The sequence below is a fragment of the Virgibacillus sp. 6R genome (genome assembly GCF_001895305.1).
In the GTDB taxonomy this organism is placed as follows: Bacteria; Bacillota; Bacilli; order Bacillales; family Amphibacillaceae; genus Virgibacillus; species Virgibacillus pantothenticus.
In genome coordinates, this window is the sequence record NZ_CP017762.1 from 31,684 (window position 1) to 58,043 (window position 26,360).

Below are 26,360 nucleotides of genomic sequence, written 5' to 3' on the forward strand. Positions count from 1 at the left end.
ATCATCCTTTATCAAGCATTATTTTTCGACCATTGTTTCATAACCTGCTTCATTAAGTGTCTGTTCACTTATTTTTTGCAACTTTTCTGAAGCAAAACTTAGCCGCAGCGCTCCCATGATCCCTTCCCTTATTTCTAATATTTGAATATTGTTAATACTTATATTGCTATTTGCCAGCAATTGCGTTACATGAGCCAACGCACCGGTCTGGTCTTGAATATCGACATACAAATCATAGTAGGATGGAATGGCGCCTTTTTCCTTTGTGCCAAGTCCGTCACGATATAGTTTGGCTGCTTCTAAATAAGCAATCATGTCTTGTTTATTGTTTTCTTCTACTAAGAGCTTTACGTGTTGCATTTCCGTGATCCATTCCTCTAAAAGCAGTGACATTTTCTTGCGATTATGGTAAAAGATGTCCTGCCAAAGGGTTGGATTACTGGATGCGATTCTCGTAATATCACGAAACCCTCCCGCAGCCAAATTAGGTAAGTAAGCATGTGTCTCTTCCCAGTGTTTTGCCTGGTGAACTAATGAAGATGCTATTAAATGCGGAAAGTGCGAAATAACCCCAGTCATTTCATCATGTTCATCTGCTTCTAATATGAGAAACTTACTATGTGTCGGGAGCAGCAATGACTTTAAAGCATGAACATCATGCTCTGTACTTCGTTCGGTTGGCGTTAATACGTAAATCGCGTTCTCAAATAAATGTGCTTTGGCAGCTTGTACACCTTTTTTATGAGACCCTGCCATCGGGTGCCCACCGACAAAAGACACGGCTTTATTTTGCAGTTGGTTGGCAGTAGTAATCATCGATTGCTTAACAGAAGAAACATCTGTTACTATCAATTTTTTAGATAATTGCATTTCGTCCAAAGCTGCAAGCAATCGAATTGATTCTGAAATAGGAGCAGCTAAGATAAGATAGTCAGCCTGTAGTACTGCAGCAGTATAATCTGCTTTCGCTTCATGAATGATTCCATGACTCTTGGCATACTGAAGTGTCTCTGAATGAATATCATAGCCGATAATATAGTTTTCAGCTATCGGTTTTAATGCCTTTGCTATCGATGCCCCAATTAGGCCGAGTCCTGCTATAGTTACTATACGCTTCACATATACAACCCCTTAGCTGTTTTGTTTATGATAGAGTGAGAATAACTCTTGCAGCCGTTGCATATCGTCCTTTAAACCTAGTGTAAAACGAATTGTATTTGGGATTCCTAACAACTCACCAGGACGGACGATAAAACCGTACTGAATTAGAAAATTAAACATTTCTGTACCACTAGTTGGCGTCATTACAAGCATAAAATTTGTCTCCGAAGGAAAGTAATTCCAGCCAAGTTGGTCTAGGAATACTTGAAAGTCCTGCTTGACGAGTAAATTTTTGCGTTTCGTCTCTTTAATAAATGCTTGGTCTGTTAGTGCGATTTGCGCAACTTGCTGGGCAATCGATGTAGTATTAAAGGGGCCGCGTACAACATTCAATTGATTGATAATCGTTTCATTTGCGACCCCATAGCCAATACGTAATCCGGCAAGCCCATACGCTTTTGAAAAAGTTCGTAAAACAATTAGATTGCTGTATTCTTGTATGCACTCCATCGCATGCAGGTCTTTCGCTTCATCTAAATACTCATAATACGCCTCATCCAAGACAACTAAAATATGTTCTGGGCAGTTATCCATAAATGAAATAAGGTCCTGCTTTGCTATCGAAGTTCCAGTTGGATTATTAGGTGAACAAAGCCAAACGACATTGGTATCCTCATCAATCGTATCCAACATGTCAGCCAAATCATGGGAACCATCCACAGTCGGAATTTCCTTTACTGTTGCCCCTTCAATCGTCGCGTTATGTTTATATTGTGGAAAGGTTGGTGTGGCCATGACTGTATTTACTCCTGTAAATAAATACGCTCGACAAATCATTTGAACGATTTCTTCAGAACCACTTCCAAAAATAATTTCTGACTCGTTCACATTTAATTTGTTAGCAAGGTCTTTCCTAAGTCGAGCGGTATATCCATCCGGATAAATATCAAAAGCAGGCTCAAAGGAAGCGAGAAACTGTTTGATTTCATTCGAATATCCATATGGATTTTCATTAGATGATAACTTAACAATTCGCTCTATTTGGTATTGAGCTTTGATGTCTTGAATTTGTTTCCCCTGTTGGTATGGGGCAATTTGTTTTAACGCGGCTTTTGCTCTCATAATGTGCTATCCTCCTTACACGCTAAATCGGGACGTAAATGAATGGCTTCATTTTGAAAGATATGATTCATACTTGCTTGCTCTTTGTCTGTATTTACAACCATCATCACACGGATGCACCGTTTTAAACTATTAGGCACATCTATTTCTGTCATGCACATAACTGGAACATACGTCCATCCAGGAAGCTTTCGTAATCCTTTTGCAGGAAAGGCTGCCGTAATATCCTTAGTTACAGATATAAAAACATGTGAAACATCTTCTGGTGATACATTATTTTTAGTCACCATTTCTTCGACTAACCGTCTAGTATTCTCAATAATCATGTCAGCTTGATCCTCAACTACCGTTGTTGCGCCTCGTATCCCCCTTGTCACTCGCCCACCAGCTTTCTTTCAAAAGATGATAAATAATAAAGCATATCCTCATCTGTAATTTGTTTTATAATTGGTTTGCCTATTTGTTCCAGCAATACCATTTGAATACTTTGATGCTTGTTCTTCTTATCATTTTTCATTTTAGCAAGTATGGCTTGCTGATCCACAGAATGAAGTTCAAGCGGATAATTATTGTTTTGCAGCCATTGTTTTAATTCAGAAAATGGTAAATGATTATCATAAACTGATTCACTCACATGAATGGCAAATAACAAGCCAATAGCAACTGCTTCTCCGTGTGTAAGCGTTCCATATCCTAACTGAGCTTCTAAAGCATGCCCTAGTGTATGTCCTAGATTCAAATATTTTCGCATATCTGCTTCTTTTTCATCTGTTTCTACTACATGTGCTTTAATTTGTATACCTATATGAATATGCTCTTGCACAGTTGCTTTTGATAAAGCTTGAAAATCGGTGTTAAGAAATGAATAAAAGATAGCTTCATCTGAAATTAATGCTTCTTTCACTAATTCTGCATACCCAGAGCGGATTTCTTTTTTATTTAATGTAAATAACGTTTCGACATCATAAATGACTGCCTGTGGTGCATAGAAGCTCCCAATTAAATTCTTCCCGAGCGGATGGTTAATAGCGACCTTACCACCGACGCTGCTATCGTGGGCTAATATCGTTGTCGGCATTTGAATATAATCAATTCCTCGCATATAAGTGGCCGCTACAAATCCCGCTAAATCACCAATAACTCCCCCGCCTAAAGCAATTAACAAAGAGCTACGATCAAGGTTATGTTCAATTGCCTCTGTTAGCAGTTGATAATAATAGTCCGTACTCTTTGTTTGTTCACCAGCAGGGATTACCGTGTGATGTACCTGTAAAGGGGAACATGCTTCAAGAACATCGGATAAATACAATGGGGCTACATTTTCATCTGTGATAATCCAAACGAAAGAGTAATCTTTTGTTAAATATTGCTTCGTTTGCTTGCGAATTCCTTCTCCTATAACAATGGAGTATGCATGTGTACTTGCTTGAACTTTTATTTCTGCTGTTTCCATATTAAAAACACCTGATTTCTTCACGATATGTTTCAATGGCTTCTTTCAGCTTTGGAAATTGGTCGTTCGTAAATTGCTCGGTTAATGCCTTTGCCAATTCAAATGCCACCACATGCTCCATAACAACTGAAGCAGCTGGTACTGCACAGGCATCGGATCTTTCCACCGTAGCTTTAAACGGTTCTTTTGTATCGATATCCACGCTCGTAAGTGGGCGTTTCATTAATGTTGGAATGGGTTTCATGACCCCTTTCACGACGATTGGCATTCCTGTTGTCATGCCACCTTCAAAACCACCTAGGCGATTAGTCATCCGATAATAACCTAACTCTTCGCTCCAAGCAATTTCATCATGCACTTGACTTCCGTTTCGTTTAGCTGCCTCGAACCCAATCCCGAATTCTACCCCTTTAAATGCATTAATGCTAATGACACTTCCGGCTATTCTGCTATCCAATTTACGATCATAATGGACGTAAGATCCGACACCAGCTGGCATCCCTTCGACATAAACTTCACAAACACCACCAATGGAATCTCCTACTTGTTTGGCATCATCAATCGCTTGCATCATCGGTCCCTCAACTTGTTTATCTAAGACACGAACTGGTGAGTCATCTGCTAATTGCTGACGCTCCTGAACGGAAAGCGCTGCTTGATCCTCTGCAATAATACCTGCAATTTCTTTCACATAACCGACGACGTCAATTCCCAAATGCTTGAGCATCGTTTTTGCCACAGATCCAGCGGCTACTCGTGCTGCTGTTTCACGAGCTGAAGAACGCTCCAAAATGTTGCGAATATCGCGATGTCCATATTTAAGTGCCCCGTTTAAATCAGCATGACCTGGCCTTGGTCGTGTTACTACTCTACGAATCTTTTGGTCTGTATCAATCGGATCCGCTCCCATAATATCTTCCCAATGCTTGAAGTCATCATTATGTATGACCAATGAGATTGGCGAACCTAACGTAATTCCATGTCTTACCCCACCTGTAATGTCAACGAGGTCTTTTTCTATTTGCATTCGTTTCCCACGGCCGTGTCCTTTTTGTCTACGTGACAGGGACTGATTAATGTCTTCTTTTACTAATGGCATTTGGGAAGGAACTCCTTCGATTATGGTTGTTAATTGTTTTCCATGTGACTCCCCCGCTGTTAAATAGCGCACGTTACATTCTCCTTTTATGAATTTTTCTAATTACTATACCATACCTTAACATGTTTTTGGCAACAATTATTGAAAAAAATAAAGAATTAGTCAAAAAACTCAAATAAAGCGCTATCATCTTCCTTTATAGCACGAACACAGAACGTAAGTTCTGATTAATTGTGCAGAACAAACCCGCAAGCGCCCGTTTAGCAACGTAGTGAATGGAACGAATCAACTAAAGATTTAGGAATCAAGCTACTAAAAACAGGGGTATGCCGGCGCCTGAGCGGCAAGCCCGTGTTTAGTCGTTCTTCCTCTTTACGACGAACCGATGAGGCCTTATCGTAGGGCGCATTTCTAAGTCGCATCGTTGCTGGGCTCATGCGCCGGACGTGGCTATTCAGTTATTTCGTTATCTCCAAGCACCTAATTTTATCGTTTCCTATACAATAAAAAAACTTGTAGATAACCAAAAGGTTTCTACAAGCTAAATACTTACTATTTAACCGCAATTTAAAGATAAGACTTTCAAACTTTCTGGTAAAAGAAAGTATCTAATAAACGTAATTGATATTTTTCCGGATGAAATATTTGTTCCGTGCTGCCGACAAATAATACACCATTTTTATTCAAAGCTTGACTAAAACGCTGGTAAATTTCTTCTTTTGCTTCATCTGTAAAATAAATTAAGACATTCCGGCATATAATTAAGTCTATGTTGTTCGGATATGTATCGGCAAGCAAATTATGTTTACGAAATGTGACTCGCTGTTTAATACTAGGGGATAAATAATAAAGTCCTTGCTGATCAGTAAAATACTTCGTAATGAATTTTTCTGGTAAATCCTTTAGCGCTTGCTTCTGATAAATCCCTTGCTTTGCCTTGTCTAACGCAGCTTCATCGATATCTGTAGCGATGATTCGATAGGAAGCGTTTGGGAAATGTTCTGCCAGCATCATTGCAACACTATACGGTTCTTCACCTGTCGAGCATGCCGCACTCCAAATAGTAAACGGTGACTGCTCCACCAACTTTGGAAGAACAGAGGTTTGTAAGACTTCCCATCGTATCGGATTACGGTAAAACTCGGATACATTAATTGTTAAACGATCAACAAATTCGTTTAGCAACCTCTTATCTTGGCCCAATGCGCGATAATAGCTTGCAAAGTCTTTATAGCCCCGTTTATTTCGTAGTGATGTTAGCCTTCGTTTCATTTGCGTTTCTTTATACAAATGTAAATCAATGCCTAGTTTCGTCTTAACTTTAGCAATAAACTGGGTATAATCTTTATCCAATGCTTCCCCCTCTTTCAATATAACAACTGTGCAAACATGAAGCTGCCGTGAGGATTATGCACTCACGGCAATTCCAAAAGCTTTCATGTTAGTAAATCCAAGTGGCATCTTGTTTCATATAATCAATTAGCTCTTCAGCTTTGAAAAATAAAGCAAGTTCTCGTTCAGCGCTTTCAGCAGAATCAGAACCGTGAATAATATTTTTACCAACAGTCATTCCATAGTCTCCGCGAATCGTTCCAGGTAATGCTTCTGTTGGATTGGTTTTGCCCATCATTTCTCTTGCGGTTGCGATTACATTTTCACCTTCCCAAGCCATGGCAAATACTGGACCAGACGTAATAAATTCCACCAGTTCCCCAAAGAAAGGGCGTTCTTTATGTTCTGCATAGTGCTTTTCAGCTAATTCGGTTGAAATGGTCATCAGCTTTGCTCCAGCTAATTTAAAACCTTTTGCTTCGAATCGACTAACGATATCGCCGATTAGATTACGTTGAACACCATCTGGTTTAACCATCAAAAATGTTTTTTCCATGTTACAAAACCCCTCACCTTATGTATTTATCTAGCCGATAAAATTTTATCAAACCTATGTAAAAAAGACAAATTAAGCTCGGCGTTTGCCGATATATTTACCAATCTGTAATAATGTTTGCTTTGGACGACTATCAGGAAAACCTTCCAATTGTTTTAGCGCTTTTGCCAAAAACCAATCACTTAAACAATACGATTCGCTGATTGCATCTGTTTCTTTTATGTTTTCCACAACCTCTTTCATGCGTGCTTCACGAGTGATAGGATCAGCCTGTAAGCTTTGTTTAATCCTCGTTTCAAGAACAGGGTCCTTCATTGCTAAAAACACAGGAAGGGTTAGATTTCCTTGTAATAAGTCATTCCCTGCAGGCTTTCCTAATTCTTTTTCAGATCCTGTAAAATCTAAAATGTCATCAATGATTTGGTAAGACATGCCAATATTGTATCCATAACGATATAATTTATGCGCTTCTTGTTCAGTAAGTCCAGAAGCAATAGCACCTAACTTACAACTTGTTGCTATAAGTAAAGCTGTTTTACGTTTAATTCGTCGCAAGTAATTGCGAATCCCCTGACTTCCATCAAACTTATCCTTAATTTGTTCGATTTCGCCTTTACACACTTCTACAATTGTTTTAGATAATAAACGGTGTATTTTCGGATCTTGTAATAGGGTAATTTCCTCTAACGCCCGAGCCAATATATAATCACCTGCGTACATGGCTACTCGATTCCCGTAGGTTTTTCGTATAGTGGGCTTTCCTCTTCGTATATCAGCATCATCAATCACGTCATCATGCACTAATGTTGCTGTGTGAATGAGTTCCAATGACACAGCAACGGTTTTTAGACGCTCCAAGTCATACTCGCCCATCTGACCTGCCAATAACACAAATACAGGGCGAATTCGTTTCCCGCCTGCTTGCAGTAACTGTGTAGAAGCTTGGCGTAGCACAGGATGCTTTGCCTGTACCACATCATTAATCGTCTGTTCGATTTCATTTAAGTCTTTTTTTAAATATCCATAAGCTCTAGCTAATTTCATGAATGTCACCTTTAATATTTACTTAATTCATTATTCGGTTCTTTTACGCCCATATGCATTGCTGCTACGCCACCAGTATAACTTTTCACTTGAACATTGGTAAACCCTGCCTCGATAAACATCTGCTTGAGTCGTTTTTTATCAGGAAAATCTTGGGCAGACTCATTTAACCATGCGTATTCCTGTTGACTTTTGGCGATTATTTTTCCGAGCAAAGGCATAATATATTGAAAGTAAAAATAGTATAATTGCCGATAAACAGGTATGGTAGGCTGTGAGGTTTCCAGGCAAACCGCCTTCCCCCCAGGCTTTACGACACGATACATTTCTTTTAGTACGGTCATATAGTCTGCTACATTTCGTAAACCAAAGCCAATAGTTACATAGTCAAAGCTATTATCTGCAAAAGGAAGTTCCATCGCGTTTCCTTGCATAAAATGTACTTGCTCTATTTTTAGCTCTTGTTGTTTTTTTTTCGCAATGGAAAGCATATTTTCACTAAAATCAAGGCCGGTAACCTTTCCAGTATTTCCAGTTTGCTCTGCCATTACCAATGCCCAGTCTCCTGTTCCACAGCATACATCTAAGGCGTTTGTTCCAGGCTGTACATTCATTCGTTTCATAACGTCTTTTCTCCATGCTTTATGGCGTTGGAATGAAATAATAGAATTCATGGAATCGTATTTGGAATATATTTTTTCAAACACGTGATGGACACGTTCTTCTTTTGATGATTGTGCCATAGCTTAACCTTCTTCCCCCATACTAAATAAATATGTTTTTCTTACAGAAGCGAGCTCCGTTAACAAGTAATGTGAAAAACTGTGATAAATCGCCGGTAATCGGCTTATTTCATTTTCCACCTGATGCAATAATTCTGTAAGCTGTTTGATCAATGCATCCCCATTTGTAATACTTTCTATCCAAGGATTTAACTTTATTTCACTTGCTTTAATTTGGTCCATATCGTTCGTTAGCTTGGTGATATATAACCATTTTTCTGCAATTTCCCCCAAGCTTGGGACACTAAAAAAAGAGGCAATTTGAACGATTAAACGTGTATCGATAACATTCCGTACATGCATGTAGTGCTTTAAGGAATCTATCTCATTATAATAGAGTGTCATTTTATACTCATTAATTTCTTTGATAGCCGATGCAAGCAACCGAATAAATTCAAAATCGTTTATTTCAGCTAACACTAAATAATAGAGTCCACTATAATAGTCACCAGCAAGTACATGTAACTGTTTTTGCAATTTGACATCCTCTTCCTCTTCTTCAGATGTCAAACTCGGAACTTTGTCGTGTGTGTCCAAAGCCATTTGAACAAGCATTGTCGTTAAGATATATCTTTGCTTACGGGATTCAGGTAAGGAACTATGGTTGATCATTTCAATTAATAAACGCATCTTTCCTTCATCGATGATGGGTTTGTCAATATATTTTTCCAAATAGGAGTGCTTTATTTTCGTTTCTATTTCTGTTTTTAGGTACTGTATGTCCTCTGTTGACGTATTCAAGAAAAATCACCTGAACCCTTCATCCAATCTATTCGCTTTAGCTATTATAGCATAATTTATGGCTAATCAATAATCAAACAATCTGGATAAAAGTAAAATGAAGCTTAGATCATTTCAAATAGCAGTGAATGAAACTACTAGTTTTCCCATATATGAGCTATCCTTAGAGCATTAATAACTTACTTATTTTCAATTTCACCGTGACTCGTTTGAATTAAGGCTTTGCCTCGTACTTTAACGGCTGATGTATGTTCTGTAAACTGTGCAATCATAATTTCTCCCTGATCCAGTTTCTCCGAATGATGAAAACGGGTATCGTTTCCTCTCGTTAATCCAATTACTTGTACGCCATCTTCCAATGCTTTGATGACAAAAAAATCAGATGAAACACCTAGTTTATCCATGATTATCAGCATTCCTTTCGTATGTTCAAAATAGTTTTTTAATCGAAAATATTAACGATTTAGATCTACTAGCTTTCGTTAAACAGTACCTAACATCTTGTCATTTTTAACGCTGATTCAAGATGCCTGTACATGTGTGTCATGCTGAAGAAATTTAATCTACGTTTAGAAAAACTTGGCTTGTCGCCAAGTCTTATGGCGGAAGCCTTTGTTTTTCTTATACTATATACCAAAAAAATCTTATACTTTCCTATAGTGGAACAAAGGCGTGGGGCGCCCGTTTAGCAACGTAGCGAATGGAACAAATCAACTGAGATAAAGGAATCACGGTGAGGCGACGAACCGATGATGACTTATCGTAGGGCGATTTCGTGAAGTCGCCTAGTTGCTGGGCTCATGCGCCGGACGTGGCTATTCAGTTATTTCGTTATCTCCAAGCACCTCATTTTATACTTTCTTACTCTGCAACAAAGGCGTGGGGCGCCCGTTTAGCAACGTAGCGAATGGAACGAATCAACTAAAGATAAAGGAATCATGCCACTAAAAACAGGGGTATGCCGACGCCTGAGCGGCAAGCCCGTTTTTAGTCGGCCTTCCTCTTTGCGACGAACCAATGAGGCCTTATCGTAGGGCGCATTTCTTAAGTCGCATCGTTGCTGGGCTCATGCGCCGGACGTGGCTATTCAGTTATTTCGTTATCCCCAAGCACCTAATTTTATGCTTTCTTATCTTATTAAAAAAAGGATACGCAAAACGCGTATCCTCTCTTAGGCCCTATGTAAAATAATTATTTTACACTGTCTTTTAGGGCTTTACCTGGTTTAAATGCAGGAACTTTGCTTGCTGGGATTTCGATCTCTTCTCCTGTTTGAGGATTACGACCTTTACGAGCAGAGCGCTCACGCACTTCAAAGTTACCAAATCCGATTAACTGTACTTTTTCACCTTTTTTAAGTGAATCCATGACAGATTCGAATACTGCATCAACCGCTTTCGTTGCATCTTTCTTAGAAAGTTCGCTTTTTTCAGCTACAGCATTAATTAGGTCTGTTTTATTCATGACATTCACCTCCTCCCATTTATCATCAATCGACATTGGAACAAATTAAAAGAAGCTATCATCATTTGTTCACCATTTTGCCAGTTTTTATACTTCATGTCACATAATTCAAGTGTGACATGGCTTATCTTAACCGAGTTTGCAACAAAATTCAACAGTTTCCCCCCAATTTTTTCTTATTTCTTTCAGTTTTCATGAATTTTCATAGTAAAATTGGTAGATAATCCCATTTATCACAGAAACCTTGTTAGAATGATGGTTAGCGGCAATACTCGGCTATATTAATAGGTATACGACACAACTAGCAAATATCCTGCCGTTTTCTATTAAATTTTTTTAAAAAAGTACTTTTACCCCCAAACATGATAGCAATGAAAATATAGGTGAGGGTTAAGTGTTTGAATATTCATATTATAAAGACGATTAATCACAAGCAGGAAACGAAAGCAACGATAGTCAATTGCCATCCTATCCACTGCATAGATTAGGAGTAAAAAGAAAACATGACCGCCGTTTCCCTCCTCTCTGCAATAAAGTGAACCTTCAATCAGTTTCATTCATCCCCCACAGCTTGTTAGTACCATAATGATATGACCTAAAGACCTCTGAACGAAATAGTGCATTTAGGTGCTTTTACCTCCCACTTAGACTTGTTGCAGTACACATTATCCAACTCCTGAAGTCGGAGTCTTACAGCACCTTATATTTGGGATAAAATAAAAAAAGCAGCCCGATATCGGACTACGTACACTGCTTAATAGGATTACATATGGGATAAAGAAATCTGTTAACATAAGGTCTGCATGTGAACTAACAATGTGTAAGATGACCACATTACTCAATAGAATCTTAGCAGAGAAAAAATGTCACCAGTAAAGGATTTCCGAGAAAAATAAAAAGCAGCTACATACAGCTGCTATAATATAATAGCTATTAAGCCACCAGATCCTTCGTTAATAATTCGTTCCAGTGTATCTTTCAGTTTGTATCGTGCATTTTCTGGCATCAGGGCAATTTTTGCTTGAATGCCTTCCCTAACTATGGAGCTTAATGAACGCCCGAAAATATCTGATTCCCAAATCGATAGTGGATCTTCTTCAAAGTCTTGCATTAAATAGCGAACCAGCTCTTCACTCTGCTTTTCCGTTCCTATAATTGGAGAAAACTCGGATTCAACTTCCACTTTGATCATGTGAATCGATGGAGCGACAGCTTTTAAACGAACCCCGAACCGAGACCCTTGGCGAATAATTTCAGGCTCATCCAAAATCATATCTTCCAAAGCGGGAGCAGCAATTCCGTAACCAGTTTGCTTGACCATTTGCAATGCACCTGATACTTGATCGTACTCTCTTTTAGCATGTGCAAAATCTTGCATGAGCTGTAGCAAATGGTCTTTTCCTCTAATCTCTTCGCCTACAATTTCTTTTAATACTTCGTCGTATAAGTGGTCTGGGGCATGCAAATCAATTTCAGCTATCCCTTCTCCCATTTCCATGTCTGCCAATCTCGCTTGGTCAATATGTTCATAAGCTGAAAATTCTCCAACAATCTGATCCACATCTCGTAAACGTTTAATGTTTTTCACCGTATCTTGTATAGCTTCCTGATATCCTCTTCTTAGCCAGTGATCTTCGTTTAATACCATCACCCAGCTTGGTAAATTCACATTTACTTCTAATACTGGAAATTCGTACAGCGCTTCCCGTAGAACGTTGGTAACATCATGCTCTGTCATGGATTCAATGCTCATTGCCAACACTGGAATATCATATTTGTCAACTAGTTCTTGTCGTAATAGTTCTGTTTCTTGGCTGGTAGGACGCTGTGAATTAAGAACCATAATAAACGGTTTTCCTACTTCTTTTAATTCCTCAACTACTCTCGCTTCAGCGTCCACATAATCATTTCTGGCAATTTCTCCAAACGAACCATCTGCAGTGACAATGACTCCAATCGTAGAGTGTTCTTGAATTACTTTCCTTGTTCCAATTTCAGCTGCATCATGAAAAGGGATCGGTTCTTCATACCACGGCGTATGAATCATTCTCGGACCATTTTCATCTTCAAACCCTTTTGCACCTTCAACTGCATATCCTACACAATCCACGAGACGAATATTTACATCTAGCCCTTCATCCACATGAACAGAAACTGCTTGATTAGGTACAAATTTTGGCTCTGTAGTCATAATTGTTTTGCCAGCAGCACTTTGCGGTAATTCATCATGTGCCCGTGCTCGTTCACTTTCGTCGTCCATATTTGGTAATACAACTTGCTCCATGAATTTTTTAATAAACGTTGATTTTCCTGTACGAACTGCTCCGACGATACCTAAGTAAATATCTCCATTTGTCCGTTTTGAAATATCATTAAAAATATCCACTCTTTCCAAAAGATCCCCTCCCGATCTCCATTACTTTTTTACGCACAAACTATGAATAATTGACATTACAAGTCTATGATGTTGTCCTATCAAAATATGCCTGAATTATGTGTAAAAGTTAAATAAAACTGGGCAGCTCTAAGTTCCTAAAGCATGTAAGAGTCTGGCTACCTTATATAATTCTATTCTTCATATCTTTTCTCTCCAGCTAAAACAGCCTTATATAGCGAATTAGTATTAAACATAAACAATGTTTATCTGGAGTGCTTGCAAATTAGTTTCTCTATGTTGAATAAAGTTCTTCAATCAGTTGGGTGTTTTCATTCATCCCTCCACTGATTGTTAGACGAACATTTATTGCCTCCGCTTATCCTCGTAGCATTGAAAGGCAGGACTTACTGCCATTTATAAGTGGGTTAACTGAGGGATATAGTACGCACCTCAAAATTTAAGGGTGAGTTAACAAGTAGCTGAACTACTTTATTAAATTGGTTTGAAATGAGATAGAATTTATCTTCTACCCCTCTATTTTTTATCATCTCAGCCCTAAAAAGAAGATCCGCCCCCATGAACAAAGGCGCGGGGCGCCCGTTTAGCAACGTAGCGAATGGAACGAATCAACTAAAGATAAAGGAATCACGGTGAGGCGACGAACCGATGAGGCCTTATCGTAGGGCGCATTTCTAAAGTCGCATCGTTGCTGGGCTCATGCGCCGGACGTGACTAGTCGGTTATTTCGTTATCCACAAGCACCTAATTTTATAGTTTCTTATACATTCAAAAAAACCCTTGAAACAATATATTGTTTCAAGGGTTCAAATATGATACTTTTATTTATTCTCTTGTAAAAACACTGGTTCACCTTTCTCAACTGTATATGGAAGGGAATAGACTGGTACAAACGGTGTGTTATCAGCCAACACATATCGAATATCATCACCTGGCTCATAATTGTGTTCTTCTTCCTGTAGCGCTTGGTTTAGGTCGATTCGATAATCTACATAGAGCTTTCCATCCGTATCCATGATAATAGGCAAATTTTCCTTGGAATATGGACTGATTACAGTTGGTGTAGCATCTAACCCAAGTTTCTCATAATCGATTGTATAAATTCCATCCGCTATTTCTTCTTTAAATGGTGGGTAAAGATGTTCATCACGATAGATGTCCAATTTTACGTTTACACTACGGATTGCCTCAGAAATACGTAAATCAATTAGTTTTACACGCGGGTTGTCTTCAGGTGTAATTAATGTGTATTGGTAAACGCCACCATTTTCATACGCGTTACCAGGTATCTCTGTTAATATATTCGCCTCTTTTAATTTTGAAAAATCAAGCAAATATTTCTGAAAAATTGGTGTGTCGCTATCTTTTGTGCGAATCGGCACAAGCCCGCCATTTTGCTCCCGATATTGTTCCACTGCAGATTGAACTGCCTCCAATTGGTCTTGATTAGGAACTTGGTTTTTGGATAATTGCTCATCCGGGTATAAACAACCACTTAACAGGATCGTAATCAGAATAACTATTGTGATTTTTCCATATGTCGTATACGTCATTATAGTACCCCCTTGTCCTAACCTGTTGGACCACTAAATACAATATAGAGAATGATGAGACTCCCCAAAATTAAAGCTATGTACGCGAAGAATGAAATAATTCCAGCTAACCAGCCTGTCAATTTATATCTTGCCAGCAAAATAAGGCCAATTGCAACGAGTAAAAAAGCCATACCGGCAAATGATATATACATGTTCAGCATAGATTGTGACACGATTTCTCCACCCCTAAAAACAATTCTTTATTGCACCACGTATTATAACATAAACAGCCCAGCTACGTGGAAAAAGAGTGTCTGTATAAACATAAGAAAATCCGAGATGAAGGGGGCTGTCTCCATCCCGGCATGACTAAATAATTATCCACTGCAACTCTATCCATGAATGCTTGTGCGATTTATTCTATGCGAGAATATGGAGAATTGTATCCTCACTTGCCCAAGTACGTTTATTTTTTGAACAGCTTATTTAACGAATTCATATCCATGGGCATATCATTTTTGACAATTGACTGAACAATTTTATCTTCTTTCTCCTTGGAGATAGGTTTATTTGCTAGTTTGCTCAAGTGACGAACCAGCTTACGTACGGTTTTCTCATCGGAAAAATCAGCATGCTTCACAGAATCTGCCACTTTATATACATCATCTGGATTAATGTTTGCCTTTTGTTGAATTTTGTCAAAAAGGCCTTTTTGAAAATTACTCACGTACTCGCCTCCCTGCTAAGTGAACTCAAACACAGTATATGCAGGAAGTCGACTTCGTGTTATTGCGAATACCTTTCCATCAGCAATTGAGCGAGGTCATCCATTTCTTGCCGTTTGTTACGGCTCATTAATTGACCGACAACGTCCTTTGGTTGTTTTCCTTCAAATAATACTTGATAAATTCCTTCTGTTATCGGCATTTCTACCTGCTGTTCTTTCGCAAATTGATAAGCCGCTTTAACAGTCCTTACTCCTTCCACAACCATACCCATCTGTTCAAGAACATCTTCTAATTTGTTTCCTTTTCCTAACAAATTACCGGCTCTCCAATTTCTGCTGTGCACACTTGTACACGTAACAATTAAATCGCCAACTCCAGGTAAGCCTAGAAAACTTAATGGATTGGCTCCTAATGATGTCCCTAATCTGGCTATTTCAGCAAGCCCTCTTGTCATTAAAGCTGCCTTGGCATTATCCCCGTATCCTAAACCATCTGAGATTCCAGCACCTAAAGCAATAATATTCTTCAGAGCGCCACCAAGCTCAATCCCTAAAACATCCGGGCTCGTATAAACGCGAAATGACTCATTAATAAACAAATCTTGTGTTAATCTCGCACGGTCTGGATCAACAGAAGAGACCGTAACAGTTGTAGGCTGTCGTAAGGCCACTTCTTCCGCATGACTAGGACCAGAAAGAACAACAATCTCTTCTTCCTTAAAAGCGGTTAATTCTTCCCCAATCATTTGTGAAACACGTTTTAATGTAACAGGTTCAATCCCTTTCGAAGCATGAATGATGGTCGTCTCTGGGGAAATAAGTGGATCTACTTGTCTAGCTACCTCACGGATGGCTTTGGTTGGTACAACGAATACTACGGCAGTAACACCTGCTATCGCTTGTTTTAGATCAGAATAAGCTGTGATAGCTTCTGGTATAACTGCATCTAAATATTGATCATTTCGTCTCGTTTGGTTTATTTTTTTTGCTTGTTCCGTACGATGTGTCCATAATCGCACCTCATGCTGGTTATCAGCAAGTACGATGCTCAGGGCTGTGCCCCAGCTCCCTGCCCCTAATACCGCTACCTTTGCCATGTTATCTCCTCCTTATTGTCTCTTTCTTGCAACTATTTTTATTGGGGTACCTACAAACCCAAACGCTTCCCTAATTTTATTTTCTAGAAACCGCGCATAAGAAAAATGCACAAGTTCTGGTTCATTTACAAAGATAACAAAACGTGGTGGTTTTACGCTCACCTGTGTGGCGTATAAAACCTTCAGTCGTTTTCCCTTTATAGTTGGCGTAGGATTCAGCGCAATGGCATCCATAACCACATCATTTAATACATTTGTCGGCACCCGCTTTGCATGATTTTCACTTGCCAATTGTATTGCTGGAAGTAATGTATGCAACCGTTTCTTTGTTTTTGCAGATAAAAAGACGATTGGGGCATAATCCAAGTACTGAAAATGAGCCCGTACTTCCGCTTCAAATTCTTTCATTGCTTTTTCTGTTCTAGTAATGGTATCCCATTTATTAACGACGATAACCACTGCTCTCCCAGCTTCATGAGCATAACCGGCAATTCGTTTATCCTGTTCTCGTATCCCAGTTTCTGCATCTAATAAAACTAAGACAACATCGGAGCGCTCAATTGCTTTTAAAGCGCGTAAAACACTATATTTTTCAGTGGACTCATATACTTTCCCGCGCTTTCGCATCCCTGCCGTATCGATAATAACATAATCCTGGTTATCCTTATGAAGTTTTGTATCAACAGCATCGCGGGTTGTTCCTTCCATGTCACTTACGATAACCCGTTCTTCATTTAGCAATGCATTCACTAATGAAGACTTTCCGACATTTGGTCGTCCAATTAAACTAAAGTAGATCGTATCGTCATCCTTCTCGTCCATTTCCAACTTAGGGAAATGACGAACGACTTCATCTAATAAGTCTCCTAATCCCAGCCCGTGAGAGCCTGAGATTGGATATGGCTCGCCAAATCCAAGAGCATAGTATTCATAAATGCTTTCGCGCATTTCCGGATTGTCCATTTTATTAACACCTAATACGACAGGCTTATTGGATTTATATAACAGCTTAGCTACCTCATCATCGGCAGCAGTAATTCCTTCACGTCCATTAACTAAAAAGATAATGACATCGGCTTCATCAATGGCTATTTCAGCCTGCTGGCGCATTTTTACTAATAGCGGTTCGTCTCCTACTTCAATTCCACCTGTATCAATGAGATTAAAAGTCGTATTTAACCATTCTGCTTCAGCGTAGATTCGGTCCCGCGTAACACCAGGGATATCTTCGACAATGGATATACGTTCTCCAACTAATCTATTAAAAATAGTTGATTTCCCAACATTTGGCCTTCCTACAATTGCTACTGTTGCTTTCCTCATGAAAGGAACATCCTTTCCTTACGTCTTGTTTTAACGTGTTTTGTTTTTATCCAATGAGCTATTTGTTAAGCAGATCCTTGATTTGTAATATAACTCATATAATAAACCAGCTATTATCCATTCTATTGGAGTAAATCCAATTATTCAGCTTATTTACTTTTACAAACCCATTGTAGCTTATTACCAACCAGCTTGAACAACCTCTATCATAGCAAAAGTAAGACGGACGCACAATTATAAAGTGAAACTGCATTTAGTAGGGTTTTCCCTCTAGGAGTAGAACAAAGGTTAAAAGCTTAAGTTCCCTTGAAGAAGACGCGTGCGAGTTGTAGCTTCCAAATTTTTCTTGTCCTTGTAAAAGAAGAACGTTTTTCTGCCTATCACGTCTCCTACAATTGACATCTTGTTGATCCGAGTGATTTGGGAATTTAGATGTCGTTATCTCCTACTTAGTCTTCTTTGTTTCGTTTTTAACTCTTAAGTAGGAGCTTAACGGCATCTTACATGCGGGATAAAAGGGATTTAATGTTTTACAATTATAAATAGTTCTTCACTTAATTGATGGGCTATTCCATCCGTAATGGCTTCTAAATTAGCTGAGATATCTTCTGCCTCTTTTCGGGTTTCGCAAACAAAAATAGGTGCGCCCCCTTCAACGATGGAACGATTTGTCGTAATAACTGCTAAAATAGCCTTTTCTATTTTCATTATTCATCTCCCCTCCATCTAAAAAAAGACGATTCAGACGGCATACGTATAGCACTTTCCAGCACTGGAACAGCTCCGATTACCTGTTTTGCTTTGTTCACATTACGAATTTGTGGAAGAATAAATATCCCAATCCGACCATCATCTAAATCTCGTTTAATTAACGGAGTTAGTGCTGGTGTTCCAGAATCTCTGAATACTCCTAAAGTTACTGATACATCGTGCAAAATCGCTTGGCGTTGTCCTAAATTAGCAATCGTCGTAATCGTATTGATATTTTTAGGTGTCAATACAAAACCCAGCCCATATTTTAATATTTCATCCTGTCTTTCTGGTAAACCAATATTCATGATATAGATATTGTCAACATATAGTCCGGCACCTTTGAAATGGAGTGGCTGATGTTCAATCTGTACAATATTTTTGATTCTTTTGCCACTCATTAAAACCATCGAAATACCTAAACAGCCAATAGCAGCAATCAATGCAATATATACATCAAACACAATAAAAGTTAGTGTCGAAATAAATGAAGTGAAAATAACTAAGTAATTTCGGCTCTCAAATGAAATAGCAATGCCCTCAATATATGTTTTTCCTCTAGGTACTAATTCAAAACTATCGACTTCTGTAAGTGTATTTCTTTCCATGTTTCTTACTTCTCTAAATTGGGTTGCTGCAACTGTCAAAAATGTAACAGCTGTGAATTCCAATTCCATAATAGCTGGGATAGCAACAGAACCGAGTGAGGCTGCAATAAAACCTAAAGATACATGAATTACTTTTCCGTGTAAATAAGTAGGGTATTGCCTATAATCCGTTCTTAACATTAAAATTCGTCCTAAAGTTCCAATGATGACTCCAAATAAAATTGGCATCGTATACTCATTCATTTAATTCCCTCCATGATTACCGGACTTTAGAGGCTCTGTAAAAGACCTGCAATATATGAAATGTAGCTTACTTATGTTTATTTCCAATTAATTCCCCATCCATCTTACCTCAAATCGCGCAACTTAAGCGGATAAAGGCACTATTATAAAGTGAACCTCAATCACATATCCACCAATTGTTAGTATCGTAAAGTTATGAGCTAAAGACCCTTGAACGAATCGAACGTTTAGGTTCCATTACCCCCACTGAGATTTGTTTTACATTACCTTCAACTCTTGAAGTGGGAGTTTATGGAACCTTACATACAGATAAACCGGGGAAGTGAAGTGCGCACACACTTATCATGTGACAATTTTAGTATGTCTCAAATTCAATCTTTTACTATAAGTTATAACAAATGGAGACAAACAGAACCTTGGCTAAATGGTAAAAGGCTTATAAGAAAAGTAAATCCGACATGCAAGGGAGATTTGCTGTGATTAAATATAAATGGTGTTTTTCTGTAAATTACAAAAATTTTAAAGTGGGTTAGGATATTATCCAGCACGCTAGCATTCACGCAACGATAATATGTAAGCTATTTTATTTACAAACAGAACAAAGGCGCAGGGCGCCCGTTTAGCAACATAGCGAATGGAACGAATCAACTAAAGATAAAGGAAACATGCAACTAAAAACAGGGGTATGCCGACGCCTGAGCGGCAAGCCCGTTTTTAGTCGGCCTTCCTCTTTGCGACGAACCGATGATGCCTTATCGTAGGGCGCATTTCTAAAGTCGCCTAGTTGCTGGGCTCATGCGCCAGACGTGGCTATTCAGTTATTTCGTTATCTCCAAGCACCTCATTTTAGACTTTCTTAATCTTATTAGAAAAACTTGGCTTGTCGCCAAGTCTAATGGCGAAAGCCTTTTGTTTTTCTTATACTATAAACCAAAAAAACTTATACATTCCTATAGTGCAAAAAAGCGCCTTTCCAAAGGAAAAACGCCTTATCGACACATAAAATGAAAGAATTATATGTGTGGAAACATTATTGTTTATATTTATCTAATTTGTCACCGATAAAATCGCTAATATGAAAGCCTGATTGATCATCATCCTTTTCATATTGTTTATATTCATTTGCTTCTTTCTCTTGCTCTAATTCTTTAATACTTAAAGAGATACGTTCTTCTTTTTCATTGACATCAAGCACTTTAACTTTTACCTGCTGCCCTGCCTCAAGTACTTCCTGAGGTGTTCCAATATGACGTGTAGCAATTTGAGATATATGAACTAATCCCTCAACACCTGGTTCAATTTCTACAAATGCGCCAAAGTTAACTAGTCGTTTCACCGTTCCATCTAGTACATCTCCTCGAGAAATACGTTTTTCAATCCCTGACCATGGACCAGGTAACGCATTCTTTCTGGATAGAGAAATTCGCTCACTATCTGGATCAACAGATAAAACTTCTACTTCTATACTATCTCCTTCTTTTACTACATCAGAAGGATGCTTTACATGCTCATGTGCCAATTGTGAGATGTGTACTAAACCATCCACACCTCCGATATCAACAAATACACCGAAATCAGTTATTCGTTGAACCGTACCTTGGATAACTTGACCCACTTCGAGTGACTGCAACAGGGATTGTTTCTTTTCTTGTAACGCTTCTTCTTCTACGGCTCGGTGTGATAAAATGACCCTGTTCTGATCACGTACTAGATCAACTACTTTAACGGTTAGTGTTTTACCCTTGTAATCACTGAAATCTTCTACATAATATGTCTCCACTAAGGAAGCAGGAATAAAACCGCGTAATCCTACATCAACAACTAACCCACCATTAACGACCTCTTTTACTTCTGTCTCAAATACTTCACCATTTTCAAACTTTTGCTGCAGATCTTCCCAAGCTTGTTCTGCATCTACGGCCTTTTTGGAGAGGATAATATCATCATCTTCCATTTTCTTTACCTTTAATGTTAATGTGTCTCCTTCACTTACAACATCACCGGCAGTATCAATATGCAGATTGGAAAGTTCACCTATTGGTAAAATCCCTTCCGTTTTGTATCCGAAATCAACGAGCACCTGCTTTTCTTCTACCTTTACTGCTGTTCCGGTTACCGTATCTCCTACAGTTACATTGATTTGTTCGTTGTTTGCTTCTTCATTCATATCCATAGCCCTCCTAAAATCATATCGAAATCCCAAATAACTTTATGTAATAAGCTACTTAAGCTTTCTACTAACTTAAAAACGATAGAAATGATTGCAATAAAAAATAATCCTTTTTTATAACTTCTAACAATTATAATTATTTGTCAAGTAATGTAGTTTTATTTATGAAGATCCAATAATTTTTGAATTTCTTCCATAATGATATTCGCTGTATCTTGTGGGGAAGTTTTGGATTCCCTTATCGTCTCCATGGGGATCGGTTCACCATAAACAACTTTTAACCGTCTAAACGGCTTATAAGAACCGATAATTGCGCAAGGTACAATAGCAGCGTTTGAACGCAATGCAAAAAAACCAGCTCCAGCAAGTGGTTTCCGTAACTCTCCCGTCTTGCTTCTTGTCCCTTCTGGAAAAAGTCCTAATGTGTGCCCTGCTTTTAAAATTTGCAGACCTTTTCTTAATGCATTTCGATCCCGCATCCCTCGTTTAACTGGAAAAGCTTGAATACTAGTTAATAATTTCCCTAACAAAGGATTTTCAAACAACTCACCCTTCGCCATAAAATAAATACTCCTAGGAGATGTAATCCCAACAACGGGCGGATCAAAATTAGAAATATGATTGGAACATATAATAACAGGTCCTGATTTGGGTACATTTGCCTTGCCAATTACGTGAATCCGAAACAGCGGATAAAAAATAATAGAAACAACCCATTTTGCTATCCGATATAAATTCATACTGCTCTCCTCTTACTGATGGTTATTCGCTACTTGAAGTATTTTATCAGCTACTTCCTGAATAGATAAGGACGTTGTATCAATTTCGATTGCATCTTTTGCCTTTAATAAGGGGGATGCCTCTCGCTTTGAATCAATTTCATCACGCTGCTCTATGTCTTTTTTTAATTCTTCTAGATTAGCATGGATTCCTTTTCTTATATTTTCTTCATACCTTCTTTTTGCTCTCTCTTCTACAGAAGCAATTAAAAATATTTTTACATCTGCTTCTGGAAGCACGTGCGTTCCTATATCTCGCCCGTCCATTACTACTCCACGATGTTTTGCCAACAATTGCTGACGCCTTACCATTTCTTTTCTGATTTCCGGATGTTGTGCGACATAAGAAACATTATTCGTTACTTCATTAGATCGAATGGCCTCTGTGACGTCTTGTCCATCAACAAAAACGAGCTGGCCACCATCACTTTGTTCCAATTTTATATTTGTATCTTGCATTAATGTAACTAGATCTCCCTCCTCATTTACATTAACAGAATTTTTTAGCGCTTTCCAAGTAAGTGCTCGGTACATTGCTCCAGTATCAATATAAATACAGGATAGCCTTTTTGCTACTATTTTAGCTACGGTACTTTTTCCTGCAGCTGCAGGACCATCAATGGCAATCGTGATTGACTTCTTCATGAAGGGTATCCATTCCTCTCTATACGTTTCATCCTGAAAAAACTTGGCAATGCCAAGTATATGTAAAAGTAATCTATATAAGAGATGTTCAAAAAAACAAATGAAAAACAGAACGAATGTACACATTGGCTTATTTATAATCACAGGCGATTCTTTTAGAAGTTATTTATGTTGTGGTCACAAAAAGTTGCCTGGGGTCTTTGCCTCACTCGTCTTTATATCAAATTTTTGAACAGGCTCTATTAAATAATAACATATTCATTTCCTAATGGTCTATTCCCATCCTATTTTTATCATACTTGTTAACGATGAAATATTTGTTTTTTTCTTGCTTCTCGCTGCTTTTCAAAACAGAAACGTATAATCCATTGCTCTGTTTTAACATCCAATGCTAAAAATTGGAAGGAAGCAATGGAAATACCACTATTCCCCCTTTTTTCATGAACAAGCTTTGCTCGTACGTTCGGGTAAACAAATTGTCCATTTGCCATTGCTAAAACCATCCATATTTCAGCTAATTCCCCTTTTAATATTTGGTTTTTAGGGACAATAATGGACAGCCCTCCTCCGCTAATATCGTTTGTTACCGTAGTAAATGGAGAAAAGAGGTTTTGATCGGAATGTACAGCAACATCAACGGCTGTTTCAACGCGAGCATAATTTCTTCGTTGTATCCGGCGTATGTTATTTCCAGGTAATTGAATGGCTAACGCAGGGATTTTTCCTTTTACTTTAGCTACTAGTTTAGAACGAAATTGGTAAATGATCTCATCGGAATCTATAAACGTAACATCAAATATCGTTCCTTTTGCAAAAAAAGCTGTTTTCTTTGACTTTGTATCTACCGGCAAATCAATATATAGATTTTGTTCATTTTTATCAATTACTTTACAACGGTATTTTTTTGCATCACGATTACGATTCTTTCCTGATTGCACGACCTCTAATTGAAGAACCGTTCCTATTTTCATTTTCAACACCTCCTACACTCAATAGTTCTTTATACCCATTATTACAGAAAAACAAAAAAAGAGGAAGACATAACTGTCAACCTCTAGCGTAATTTACTTCTGATCCACTTAATTTTTCTACCCGTTCTTCACGTCCATCATTCGCATTAATAAAGATACGATATGTTTCATTTCCCATGGTTCCCAAGAATTCATACGTCAACACTTCTTCTCCAAGGTCATTATCTATCACGGCTAAATATTCTTCTTGAATGTCCACGTTAGGATTAACCATTTCTTTTGCTTCATCTGCGCTTATCTCCGGTTCAGCCAATTTTCTATCGTTGTGATTCATAAAATAGTCAATAGCTGTTAAACCAAGAATTTCTCCATTGTCCAAAGCTACTTTGACTTCAAGTGCATCTGAATAATAACGGACACCATCTTTACTGTATAAGAAAGAAAAAGCTCCGATATTATCATACTGTGCACTTTGAAATACCGTCATGTCTTCAAATTGATTTTTTTTCAAGTATTCCTCTGCTTTCTTCATCCCTTCATTTAAGCTGATTTGTTTTTGTTTTACTGGTCTGTTAACCAATAAGGTCAATGGGTGCCCACCAGTTTGTGATAAATCCAAATAACCACTTTCTTTTTCGTTTCGGTAGGATATACTGTATAAAGGAACTTCCGCCCCTTTTCCGCTTTCCGTAATATTCAATTTATCTTTACCGTTTACACGTAAAAGCTTTGTCGCTTTGGTAAGAGCTTTTTCTGATGACAATGATTCTCCTGTTAAGAATTTAAACTCATGGTCTCTTACGGTTTTATTGGACGTAGAACCATCACCGTTACCTTCAGCAAAACCTTCCACTTTCTTCTCTACTGTTTTAAAACCATCAATAATCGTATTATCCATCTGCTCACCTTCATTGGCTAAAGCAAGTTGCACATCCATCCAACGTAAATTGTTTTCAAGCGCAGTATGTTGTACTTTTCTTAACTCATCTTTTATTTCGCCTGATTGTTTGTATAATTTTTCTAATGAACGTGTTTCTTGGTCCGATAAAGGTTCTTTTTCTAAATCTCGCACTGCAGTACGGTAGGTAAAGTCACCGATATTAGCAAGAAATTCTTCTGTTTTATTAAACGGCAATAGCCCTAAAGGCAATTGACCGACATCCGATAATGCTTCAGAAGTAATACGCCAAATTTCAACTAACTGTGGAGATAATCGCTGCTTGGAATTCATAGCAAGTGCCGAACCAATCTTGTCATTTAGCACATCAACCCGGTAGGTCAATTCATGAAATGCTCGCTGATACGTGTTTTCAGCTTGGATGAGAACCGCATTTTTTTCCTGATGTTCCTGATATCCCCAAAATCCTGTTCCTATCACTCCTATAGCAAGAACAGCTATTAGTATCCAGCGAATCATATGCTTCACACCTTTCTATTTTGCAAAAATATGCTTTCCGATTTTTTTAATTTGGGGTCTTGACCAAATCCATCCTGAAGTAGCTGTATCGGGATTAAAATAGTATATTGCGTTTCCCGATGGATCCCAGCCATTAATGGCATCTAAGACCGCTTCTTTTGCCGTCTTATTTGGAGTCAGCCAAATTTGCCCATCCGCAACCGCGGTAAATGCTCGTGGTTCAAAAATAACGCCAGAGACAGTATTAGGGAATGTAGCGCTATCTACCCGATTTAGAATAACAGCTGCAACGGCAACCTGCCCCACATATGGTTCTCCTCTTGCTTCCCCATGAACAGCATTTGCCATTAACTGTATATCATTTTGTGAATACCCTTGTGGAACATTGACAGCAACGTTACTTCCTTGATCCCCCTGGTTTTGATTATTGCCACCTTGCCCAGTGGGTTGTTTATTTTTTTGCTCACCCCCATAATGAGTGAACTTTTTCCCTTGATTGATTTGTTGTTTTACATATGCTTCATCGTATTTACTGGCCTTAGCAAGTTTTTGCTTTGTTGTTGCTCCAGCTAATCCATCTATTTCTAGGCCAAACTCATATTGAAAATTTCGTAATGCCCAATATGTCCCCCAACCAAATACACCGTCTATTTTCCCATTATAGAAACCCAAATATTGTAATCTTGCTTGTAATTCTATAACATCGTCACCAACCGCACCATGTTGAATCACTTGTGAGCTAAATGCATGTGATGTTTTTTCTGGTTGCATAAAGTACATTCCGAGAAATAAAAAACTTATGAGGTACAATGTAATCGGTAGTTTTTTATTCGTCATACAACTTCCTCCTGCTATTCAAGGTTTTGTTAAGTTAGTTTTCGTTATAAAGTTATTTTTATTCATGTGCTACTTTATTGAAAAGTGAATAGAAATTATGTAGTCAGTATACTTACAAGCTGATAAAGTGAATCTTCAATCAGTAGAGTTTCATTCATCCCCCGCTAAT

At 38.3% G+C, this 26,360-nt stretch carries 26 protein-coding genes; all 26 read right to left on the reverse strand.

Annotation, left to right across the window (positions count from 1 at the left end; genetic code table 11):
- Window positions 1–18 precede the first annotated feature (18 nt).
- Window positions 19–1,119 carry a prephenate dehydrogenase gene (locus tag BKP57_RS00160; RefSeq protein WP_050352939.1) on the reverse strand — a complete coding sequence of 367 codons (1,101 nt, stop codon included), beginning with the start codon at window positions 1,117–1,119 and terminating at the stop codon, window positions 19–21.
- 12 nt (window positions 1,120–1,131) lie between these two features.
- Window positions 1,132–2,223 (reverse strand): histidinol-phosphate transaminase, encoded by a 1,092-nt coding sequence (gene hisC / locus BKP57_RS00165; protein ID WP_050352940.1) that lies wholly within the window; start codon window positions 2,221–2,223, stop codon window positions 1,132–1,134.
- A complete protein-coding gene (gene aroH / locus BKP57_RS00170) occupies window positions 2,220–2,600 on the reverse strand; it encodes a chorismate mutase (protein ID WP_050352941.1) in 381 nt (126 codons plus the stop codon). The genes hisC and aroH overlap by 4 nt, the downstream gene beginning before the upstream one ends.
- Window positions 2,597–3,676 carry a 3-dehydroquinate synthase gene (gene aroB / locus BKP57_RS00175; protein WP_050352942.1) on the reverse strand — a complete coding sequence of 360 codons (1,080 nt, stop codon included), beginning with the start codon at window positions 3,674–3,676 and terminating at the stop codon, window positions 2,597–2,599. Before aroB ends, aroH begins: the two co-directional genes overlap by 4 nt.
- A gap of 1 nt (window position 3,677) precedes the next feature.
- Entirely contained in the window at window positions 3,678–4,847 is a 1,170-nt protein-coding gene (gene aroC, locus BKP57_RS00180) for a chorismate synthase (protein ID WP_050352943.1), read from the reverse strand.
- A 510-nt stretch (window positions 4,848–5,357) separates the two neighbouring features.
- Entirely contained in the window at window positions 5,358–6,128 is a 771-nt protein-coding gene (locus BKP57_RS00185) for a CheR family methyltransferase (protein ID WP_050352944.1), read from the reverse strand.
- 88 nt (window positions 6,129–6,216) lie between these two features.
- Window positions 6,217–6,663: a nucleoside-diphosphate kinase gene (ndk, locus tag BKP57_RS00190; protein WP_050352945.1), complete on the reverse strand. Its 447-nt coding sequence runs from the start codon at window positions 6,661–6,663 to the stop codon at window positions 6,217–6,219.
- 72 nt (window positions 6,664–6,735) lie between these two features.
- Window positions 6,736–7,707 (reverse strand): heptaprenyl diphosphate synthase component II, encoded by a 972-nt coding sequence (gene hepT / locus BKP57_RS00195; protein ID WP_050352946.1) that lies wholly within the window; start codon window positions 7,705–7,707, stop codon window positions 6,736–6,738.
- 11 nt (window positions 7,708–7,718) lie between these two features.
- Complete coding sequence (menG, locus tag BKP57_RS00200) at window positions 7,719–8,450, reverse strand: demethylmenaquinone methyltransferase (RefSeq protein WP_050352947.1); 732 nt, start codon at window positions 8,448–8,450, stop codon at window positions 7,719–7,721.
- Between the two features lie 3 nt (window positions 8,451–8,453).
- Complete coding sequence (locus BKP57_RS00205) at window positions 8,454–9,230, reverse strand: heptaprenyl diphosphate synthase component 1 (protein WP_050352948.1); 777 nt, start codon at window positions 9,228–9,230, stop codon at window positions 8,454–8,456.
- Between the two features lie 179 nt (window positions 9,231–9,409).
- A complete protein-coding gene (mtrB, locus tag BKP57_RS00210; protein ID WP_050352949.1) occupies window positions 9,410–9,634 on the reverse strand; it encodes a trp RNA-binding attenuation protein MtrB in 225 nt (74 codons plus the stop codon).
- A gap of 787 nt (window positions 9,635–10,421) precedes the next feature.
- A complete protein-coding gene (locus BKP57_RS00215) occupies window positions 10,422–10,694 on the reverse strand; it encodes an HU family DNA-binding protein (RefSeq protein WP_050352950.1) in 273 nt (90 codons plus the stop codon).
- Window positions 10,695–11,610: 916 nt separating this feature from the next.
- On the reverse strand, window positions 11,611–13,089 hold the full coding sequence (spoIVA, locus tag BKP57_RS00220) for a stage IV sporulation protein A (RefSeq protein WP_050352951.1): 1,479 nt from the start codon (window positions 13,087–13,089) through the stop codon (window positions 11,611–11,613).
- Window positions 13,090–13,910: 821 nt separating this feature from the next.
- Window positions 13,911–14,642: a hypothetical protein gene (locus BKP57_RS00225; RefSeq protein WP_050352952.1), complete on the reverse strand. Its 732-nt coding sequence runs from the start codon at window positions 14,640–14,642 to the stop codon at window positions 13,911–13,913.
- Window positions 14,643–14,659: 17 nt separating this feature from the next.
- Entirely contained in the window at window positions 14,660–14,857 is a 198-nt protein-coding gene (locus tag BKP57_RS00230) for a DUF2768 domain-containing protein (RefSeq protein WP_050352953.1), read from the reverse strand.
- 233 nt (window positions 14,858–15,090) lie between these two features.
- On the reverse strand, window positions 15,091–15,351 hold the full coding sequence (locus BKP57_RS00235) for a stage VI sporulation protein F (protein ID WP_050352954.1): 261 nt from the start codon (window positions 15,349–15,351) through the stop codon (window positions 15,091–15,093).
- A 59-nt stretch (window positions 15,352–15,410) separates the two neighbouring features.
- Window positions 15,411–16,448 (reverse strand): NAD(P)H-dependent glycerol-3-phosphate dehydrogenase, encoded by a 1,038-nt coding sequence (locus BKP57_RS00240; protein ID WP_050352955.1) that lies wholly within the window; start codon window positions 16,446–16,448, stop codon window positions 15,411–15,413.
- Between the two features lie 12 nt (window positions 16,449–16,460).
- Window positions 16,461–17,771 (reverse strand): ribosome biogenesis GTPase Der, encoded by a 1,311-nt coding sequence (gene der, locus BKP57_RS00245; RefSeq protein ID WP_050352956.1) that lies wholly within the window; start codon window positions 17,769–17,771, stop codon window positions 16,461–16,463.
- 522 nt (window positions 17,772–18,293) lie between these two features.
- The gene (locus BKP57_RS00250; protein ID WP_050352957.1) at window positions 18,294–18,479 is read right to left on the reverse strand and encodes a capping complex subunit for YIEGIA; all 186 of its coding nucleotides are present in this window, start codon (window positions 18,477–18,479) and stop codon (window positions 18,294–18,296) included.
- Window positions 18,479–19,372: a YIEGIA family protein gene (locus BKP57_RS00255; protein WP_050352958.1), complete on the reverse strand. Its 894-nt coding sequence runs from the start codon at window positions 19,370–19,372 to the stop codon at window positions 18,479–18,481. The genes BKP57_RS00250 and BKP57_RS00255 overlap by 1 nt, the downstream gene beginning before the upstream one ends.
- A 1,030-nt stretch (window positions 19,373–20,402) precedes the next feature.
- A complete protein-coding gene (gene rpsA / locus BKP57_RS00260; RefSeq protein WP_077299656.1) occupies window positions 20,403–21,539 on the reverse strand; it encodes a 30S ribosomal protein S1 in 1,137 nt (378 codons plus the stop codon).
- A gap of 161 nt (window positions 21,540–21,700) precedes the next feature.
- Window positions 21,701–22,282: a lysophospholipid acyltransferase family protein gene (locus tag BKP57_RS00265; RefSeq protein WP_050352960.1), complete on the reverse strand. Its 582-nt coding sequence runs from the start codon at window positions 22,280–22,282 to the stop codon at window positions 21,701–21,703.
- 12 nt (window positions 22,283–22,294) lie between these two features.
- A complete protein-coding gene (gene cmk, locus BKP57_RS00270) occupies window positions 22,295–22,966 on the reverse strand; it encodes a (d)CMP kinase (protein ID WP_050352961.1) in 672 nt (223 codons plus the stop codon).
- Window positions 22,967–23,268: 302 nt separating this feature from the next.
- Window positions 23,269–23,937, reverse strand: coding sequence for a flagellar brake protein (locus BKP57_RS00275; RefSeq protein WP_050352962.1), 669 nt, complete (start codon window positions 23,935–23,937; stop codon window positions 23,269–23,271).
- Window positions 23,938–24,013: 76 nt separating this feature from the next.
- Window positions 24,014–25,354 (reverse strand): germination protein YpeB, encoded by a 1,341-nt coding sequence (ypeB, locus tag BKP57_RS00280; RefSeq protein ID WP_050352963.1) that lies wholly within the window; start codon window positions 25,352–25,354, stop codon window positions 24,014–24,016.
- Between the two features lie 15 nt (window positions 25,355–25,369).
- On the reverse strand, window positions 25,370–26,191 hold the full coding sequence (gene sleB, locus BKP57_RS00285; RefSeq protein WP_050352964.1) for a spore cortex-lytic enzyme: 822 nt from the start codon (window positions 26,189–26,191) through the stop codon (window positions 25,370–25,372).
- Window positions 26,192–26,360 lie beyond the last annotated feature (169 nt).

Coding starts and splice junctions, on each gene's coding strand:
- aroB (WP_050352942.1), bottom strand. CDS start 3,676: ATGGAAACAGCAGAAATAAAAGTTCAAGCAAGTACACATGCATACTCC.
- BKP57_RS00250 (WP_050352957.1), bottom strand. CDS start 18,479: ATGAAAATAGAAAAGGCTATTTTAGCAGTTATTACGACAAATCGTTCC.
- cmk (WP_050352961.1), bottom strand. CDS start 22,966: ATGAAGAAGTCAATCACGATTGCCATTGATGGTCCTGCAGCTGCAGGA.
- hepT (WP_050352946.1), bottom strand. CDS start 7,707: ATGAAATTAGCTAGAGCTTATGGATATTTAAAAAAAGACTTAAATGAA.
- rpsA (WP_077299656.1), bottom strand. CDS start 21,539: ATGAATGAAGAAGCAAACAACGAACAAATCAATGTAACTGTAGGAGAT.
- BKP57_RS00215 (WP_050352950.1), bottom strand. CDS start 10,694: ATGAATAAAACAGACCTAATTAATGCTGTAGCTGAAAAAAGCGAACTT.
- mtrB (WP_050352949.1), bottom strand. CDS start 9,634: ATGGATAAACTAGGTGTTTCATCTGATTTTTTTGTCATCAAAGCATTG.
- BKP57_RS00265 (WP_050352960.1), bottom strand. CDS start 22,282: ATGAATTTATATCGGATAGCAAAATGGGTTGTTTCTATTATTTTTTAT.
- ypeB (WP_050352963.1), bottom strand. CDS start 25,354: ATGATTCGCTGGATACTAATAGCTGTTCTTGCTATAGGAGTGATAGGA.
- BKP57_RS00255 (WP_050352958.1), bottom strand. CDS start 19,372: ATGAATGAGTATACGATGCCAATTTTATTTGGAGTCATCATTGGAACT.
- BKP57_RS00225 (WP_050352952.1), bottom strand. CDS start 14,642: ATGACGTATACGACATATGGAAAAATCACAATAGTTATTCTGATTACG.
- menG (WP_050352947.1), bottom strand. CDS start 8,450: ATGGCACAATCATCAAAAGAAGAACGTGTCCATCACGTGTTTGAAAAA.
- sleB (WP_050352964.1), bottom strand. CDS start 26,191: ATGACGAATAAAAAACTACCGATTACATTGTACCTCATAAGTTTTTTA.
- der (WP_050352956.1), bottom strand. CDS start 17,771: ATGAGGAAAGCAACAGTAGCAATTGTAGGAAGGCCAAATGTTGGGAAA.
- ndk (WP_050352945.1), bottom strand. CDS start 6,663: ATGGAAAAAACATTTTTGATGGTTAAACCAGATGGTGTTCAACGTAAT.
- BKP57_RS00240 (WP_050352955.1), bottom strand. CDS start 16,448: ATGGCAAAGGTAGCGGTATTAGGGGCAGGGAGCTGGGGCACAGCCCTG.
- hisC (WP_050352940.1), bottom strand. CDS start 2,223: ATGAGAGCAAAAGCCGCGTTAAAACAAATTGCCCCATACCAACAGGGG.
- BKP57_RS00275 (WP_050352962.1), bottom strand. CDS start 23,937: ATGAAAATAGGAACGGTTCTTCAATTAGAGGTCGTGCAATCAGGAAAG.